The organism is Lactiplantibacillus garii (assembly GCF_003885105.1).
GTDB classification, from domain to species: domain Bacteria; phylum Bacillota; class Bacilli; order Lactobacillales; family Lactobacillaceae; genus Lactiplantibacillus; species Lactiplantibacillus garii.
Genome location: NZ_QWZQ01000077.1, coordinates 1 through 5,274 on the forward strand (window position 1 = coordinate 1; position 5,274 = coordinate 5,274).

General features: G+C 48.1%; 6 protein-coding genes. 1 reads left to right on the forward strand and 5 read right to left on the reverse strand.

Going from position 1 to position 5,274, the window contains the following annotated elements; genetic code table 11:
• Positions 1–249: 249 nt before the first annotated feature.
• The 3 genes from D1831_RS13630 to D1831_RS13640 all read right to left on the reverse strand — a co-directional run bounded on the left by D1831_RS13630 (position 250) and on the right by D1831_RS13640 (position 2,032).
• Positions 250–468 carry a P8 family protein gene (locus D1831_RS13630; RefSeq protein WP_125073391.1) on the reverse strand — a complete coding sequence of 73 codons (219 nt, stop codon included), beginning with the start codon at positions 466–468 and terminating at the stop codon, positions 250–252.
• 107 nt (positions 469–575) lie between these two features.
• Positions 576–1,334, reverse strand: a complete 759-nt coding sequence (locus tag D1831_RS13635; protein WP_125073392.1) for a matrixin family metalloprotease — start codon at positions 1,332–1,334, stop codon at positions 576–578.
• Positions 1,335–1,549: 215 nt separating this feature from the next.
• Positions 1,550–2,032: a GtrA family protein gene (locus D1831_RS13640; RefSeq protein WP_225422902.1), complete on the reverse strand. Its 483-nt coding sequence runs from the start codon at positions 2,030–2,032 to the stop codon at positions 1,550–1,552.
• 137 nt (positions 2,033–2,169) lie between these two features.
• Here D1831_RS13640 and D1831_RS14445 point away from each other — a divergent pair, with 137 nt between their 5' ends.
• The gene (locus D1831_RS14445) at positions 2,170–2,313 is read left to right on the forward strand and encodes a hypothetical protein (RefSeq protein ID WP_158610676.1); all 144 of its coding nucleotides are present in this window, start codon (positions 2,170–2,172) and stop codon (positions 2,311–2,313) included.
• Here D1831_RS14445 and D1831_RS13645 read toward each other — a convergent pair.
• Positions 2,310–3,176, reverse strand: coding sequence for an FAD synthetase family protein (locus D1831_RS13645; RefSeq protein ID WP_125073393.1), 867 nt, complete (start codon positions 3,174–3,176; stop codon positions 2,310–2,312). The genes D1831_RS14445 and D1831_RS13645 overlap by 4 nt on opposite strands.
• Before the next feature lie 74 nt (positions 3,177–3,250).
• Complete coding sequence (spxB, locus tag D1831_RS13650; RefSeq protein ID WP_125073394.1) at positions 3,251–5,005, reverse strand: pyruvate oxidase; 1,755 nt, start codon at positions 5,003–5,005, stop codon at positions 3,251–3,253.
• Between the last annotated feature and the right edge of the window lie 269 nt (positions 5,006–5,274).

Below are 5,274 nucleotides of genomic sequence, written 5' to 3' on the forward strand. Positions count from 1 at the left end.
AATTAAATACTCGTTCCGTATAAATACCGTAATATCAACAATCTTTTTGCATGATTTTTTAAAATAATATTTCCGACTCATCAAAAACGGTACCCCGCTTTTCCCGCAGCACCGTCCCGTAAGTTTGCTTAAAGCTGACCAACTTGTTTGGACACCGTAACTTTCACGCTTTTTTCATAACCAATTGGACAACAAAAAAGCCCGGCTACCAAAGTAACCGGGCTTCCCTTGCGATGCAAGTTGTGTTAGTTAAGCCTTTAAGAGTTTTTCAACTTCGCTCTTAAGCTTAGCATCATCCATACTCATATAAGGCGCGACTTCATCAGCGGTCTTGTCAGTGTTATGGCTGTCATCGTCCATGAAATGATTCCAAATCGCATCGCGAATAGGCAGGTTGGAGTCACTCCAGTCAAAGACGTCTGACATCTTTTCATCCAATAAACTGTTCATTTCCACATTTTCAGCCATACTAAAACAACTTCCTTTCAAACTTTTTGGTACATCTCTAGTATAAGGCAAATCATGAAAAGTGACCAAAATTGGTTCGTAATTTTTGGAGATTGTTAGCTCAACGATTAACTTCGTTGATAAATTTCTTGTAGGGCCGCGACGTCACCGCTGGATAAAGTGCTCTTTCCCTGACTGACCGGATACATGACCGACAGGGTCGAACTACTGTGGTCTAACCCTAAAGCGTGCCCGAGTTCGTGGACGGCGACCGCCTTACTAAACGCGGAACCGTAGTCCCCGTTTAAGCTAGCCGTCGCGGTGTTCCAATAACTCGTGCCCCGGATGCTGACCTGTTTGGTGATCTGCGGGCCACCGTGTCCCAGTTCAATAGTGGTATCACCGGTCGGCATTTTTTTAAAATAAACCGAAAATTCGATGGAGTTCTGATGTTCCCGCGCGCTCCCAGGAACGAGGTTCACCAGACCGGTCTGATTATAAGTTGCGACCGCTTCTTTAAAGACTTCCCGACCAGTCGCGGATAATTGCCGGTTGAAATGGTAGTAGTACGTTTTTGACAGGGTGGTGTTTTGAACGATCGATTCAATGGGGGTGGCGTTAGCCGCATGCTTTTTGACCGTTGACTGGGTCTTCGACTTGGTCGTCGTATGACTAGTCGTTTGACTAGTCGCCGAAGCCGCACTGGCCGCGCTGCCTTCGTCCAATAAGCGACTCGATAAATTCCCCGATAACGCCGCCACCAGGTTGGTTCGGGTATTATTGACGAGGGTCGTCGCTTTTGGGATCACGGTTGCCCGGTTGTTATAACCCCAAGCGACCGCCCAAATGATCACCGCCGCCCAAAATAGACGTTTGATTACTTTCAAGTTTAGATACCTCTTTAAAATTGACCTCTCACATATTAACTTCGCAAATTCAATTATCCACCATTTACCAGCCGCTGAAAACTTTAAAACCCGGATTCCCGTAAATCGTTAGTAATCTTTAGTCAAAGTTTAGAAATCGCTGGGCAAAACAAAGTGGGTTCAGCGTTAATCGCCAAACCCACCGTGGAGTTGCCGTTCAATTGATGAACTTTACGTTATTTTCGGAAAACAAATAATTTTGATAAAAAGAAGTTTCCAATCAGAGCACACCCCTGACCAACAATTTTAGTGATGACCGCCGGTGTGCCAATTAGTGAGATTCCGATCCATAAAACGAAGGTCTCAATGAGGTAAGTTGCGATACGGGTCCCGTAGAACTTCCCCATTTCCCGGATTGGATGCGCCGAATGGTGTTTAAAGACCAATAAGCGGTCCACCCAAAAAGCCACTTGCACACTCACGACCCAGGCCGTAGCGTTGGCGACCTGGTACTCGACCCGCAGGACCCGGTTCATCAGGTAAAAAGTCACAAAGTTGACCACAACGCTGATCAGTCCCCACAAAACGTAGCGAATCGCCTGATTGCGGGTCTGTTTCTTAGCCGAAGTTAATTCGGTCCCTAAGTCGGCAATGGGTTCTAGCATCTCCTCAGCGGTTGCGACCCGGTCGGTTTCTTTTGGTAATTGTGATTTGTTCACGTTACTCACACCTTTCACTGCAACGCACCGTGGTTAGCCGTGAATCATTGCAATTAGTTAATCATTTCTAGTAATAATTTTAGCACAACGTTCCCCGAATAGTTACTCACTGCGATTACTAGCGTGGAGCCCCACTTATGCACACAAAAACCCCGTTCTCCGGCTTAACCGTAAAACGGAGCTTACTAGTTACGAAGCGTGTCCCCGGGGGCTCACCACTTCGTAACCACTCTTTGAAGGAACGTTACGGGGACCAACTCAACGGCCCCCGCCACGTTTAAATTGCTTGAATCATCGTCAGTGGTGCGGTCGTTACCGGACGAACGCTAACGGCCCGGCGATTTAGGACCGCCACTTCGACGCGCGTACACCGCGCACTACCTAGCCCGGCATCAGCGGCAACTTGAATAAACAGCCCGGTTGCAGTCACGTTGAGGGTGCCCGGAATCCGGGTGACGCCCACCTGTAATCCAACTTGATAAGCACCACGCGGAGGCAACTGTTGCAGGCGACTGGCTAACCGCAATTGCAGGCGGTTTGTCCCGTCATTAATCAGTTGGCCCGCGACCGCGTACGGGTGGCCCAGCAGTTCATTGGCACGCTGAATCTGACCGTACTTAATTAGCCGGCGAATCTCCGTCGAACCGATTTTCTGCCGTGAAGCATCCAATTCGGCCACGACCGCCACTTCAAACGCACCGTGGTTATAGCGCGGCATATCCTCAATGGTCGCCCGGCCACCTTGACCAAAGGTGTAGTCAAAACCACCGACCACGACCTGGGCATTGAGTCGAATCAAATAATTAGTCACGAACGCTTCCGGCGTGATGGCCGCAAACGCCCGGTCAAAGTCGACGACGTAGGTCGTGTCGACCCGATTTTGTGCTAGCAGTGCCAGCTTTTGAGCGAGCGTGTTTAAATACCGAAAGTCGGTCTGCCGACTCGTATTAAACACCCGTGAAACGTGCCGGTTAAACGTCATCACCGCCAGTGGCAGGTGCCGTTCATCCGCTAATTGCCGCGCCCGGGCGATTACGCGCTGGTGCCCCTGATGGACCCCGTCAAAAAATCCTAGGGCGATCACTTGTCGCGCCGGTTGGGACATGGTTGTTAGTGTCTGTGGATTTAGCCGAACTACTTTCACGATTTTTCCCTCCCAATCACTTTCCGAATAAAGGCGCCCGAGCACACGTCCCGGACGCCTTTGTGCGGTACTAGTTATGCCTTGGCCGTTTCCTTAGCCTGCTTCATGAAGTAGCTAAATGGTTTCAAGTCTTGTGCTTGGTACTTCTTAACGAATTCATCGATCTTCTTTTGATCTTGCCATGATGAATCAATAAACATGTGTTCCGTGGTAAATGGCATTTCGTGCGTCAACTTAACGTCGATCAACACTGGTTTGTCAGTTTCCTTAGCGGCGTCGATGGCTTTCTGGAATTCAGCCTTAGTCCGAACGGTGAAGGCCTCAGCCCCCATCCCTTTGGCAGCGGTTGCCCAGTCAGTTGCTGGTAAATCGACTCCGGATAATGGTTGATGACTATCATCAGTTTGTTCCGCTTCAATGTAACCCAACGTTTCGTTGGAGAAAACCACGTTAACGATGTGTAACCCGTACTTGACCTGGGTCAGGATTTCTTCCATCAACATGGCAAAGCCACCATCACCACTTAGACTGTATACGTCACGATCTGGGTAAGCAACCTTCGCCGCAATTGAAGCTGGTAAGCCGAAGCCCATCGTTGCGTATTTCCCAGAAGTAACCCACTTTTGGTCACCGTGAATGTCAACTAAGCGTTCGAAGTTAATGTTAACGTTCCCAACGTCGACCCCGAAGATGGCCCGGTCACTAGCCGTCTTGTTCAAAACGTCAAAGATTGGTTCTGGACGAACGGGCATTTGATCACTGTCTTTAAAGCTGTCTTGCCATGCATCCCAGTTCTTCTTGTCGGCAATCGAAGCGTCGTAGAAGGCGGATGCGGACTTAGCTTCACCGGCGTCAATAATGGCCCGTAAAGCCTTCTTGGAGTCGGCTAACATTGGTAAGTCAACGTGGTGGCGTTTGCCCAACTTCGTGCTTTCAATATCAATTTGAATAATCTTGGCTTTACGATTGAAGAGGAAAATACTGAATGGGACGTCGTTACCGACCCAAACAATCAAGTCAGTTGCAAAACCAATTTCAGCACCCGGCTTTGGTGCAACCCGGCCAGTTGAGCCTAGGTATGCAGGGTAATCTTCATCTAAGACACCCTTAGCTAATACGGAAGAAACTAACGGCATCTTGAACTTTTCGGAAGCTTCCTTCAATTCATCAGCCGCGTCCTTGGCACCAATCCCGAAGTAAATCATTGGGGACTTAGCATCCTTAATCATTTGAACGGCTTGATCAACACTTTCCTTGGCTGGTTCTGGGTAAACCGGTTCTACGTGGGTGTTGGCCGCGGAAACGTAGTTGTCTTCAATTTCGGCCCAACCAAAGTCCTTAGGAATGGTCAAGACGGCCACGCCCTTCTTTTCGTAGGCTTGTTGAATGGCTTCATCCGTTAACTTTGGTAAGCTTTCGGCCGTCGCAGCGGTCCGGTTCCAAACGGCCACGTCATCGAAAATTGGTTCCTCATCCATGGCTTGGAAGAAGTCGATGTTCATTCGGCTAGTTGGTACTTGGGCTACAATGGCTAATACCGGCGTGCGGTCAACCTTAGCATCGTATAACCCGTTCAACAAGTGAACGGCACCAGGGCCGGCAGAACCAAAGCAAACCCCAATTTTACCCGTTAGTTTGGAATCAGCGGAAGCGGCAATCGCCCCGGCTTCTTCGTGACGCACTTGGATAAACTTGAACTTGTCCTTCTGGTTATAAAGCGCATTCATAGTTGAATCAAATGAACCACCCGGGTATCCATAGATATGGTCTACTCCCCAAGATTGAATAACATTTAGAACAGCATCTGAGCCACTAATTTTGTCTGACATAATATAATCTCCCATCCAGTTTACGCTCTGCATCGGTCGGGATGTAAAGTTGTTATTTGCTAATTTGTTGTTGTAATCGCTTACAACGTTATAGTAGTGCTATCGATTATTTATAATCAAATTAGTGGTGCGTTCAAACATCTGCTTATTGAAACCGCTATCACTACGATTGGGCGCTGTGACAATTTTAACAAGTAAAATTTACCCCAAAAGATTCCTAAAAGAATTTAAAATATTCTAATATTAAATAAAAAAGAAAGGGGTGAACG

What these genes read in the sequence shown, in the direction of transcription:
- spxB (WP_125073394.1), bottom strand. Translation starts at nt 5,005, where the DNA reads ATGTCAGACAAAATTAGTGGCTCAGATGCTGTTCTAAATGTTATTCAA.
- D1831_RS14445 (WP_158610676.1), top strand. Translation starts at nt 2,170, where the DNA reads ATGCACACAAAAACCCCGTTCTCCGGCTTAACCGTAAAACGGAGCTTA.
- D1831_RS13630 (WP_125073391.1), bottom strand. Translation starts at nt 468, where the DNA reads ATGGCTGAAAATGTGGAAATGAACAGTTTATTGGATGAAAAGATGTCA.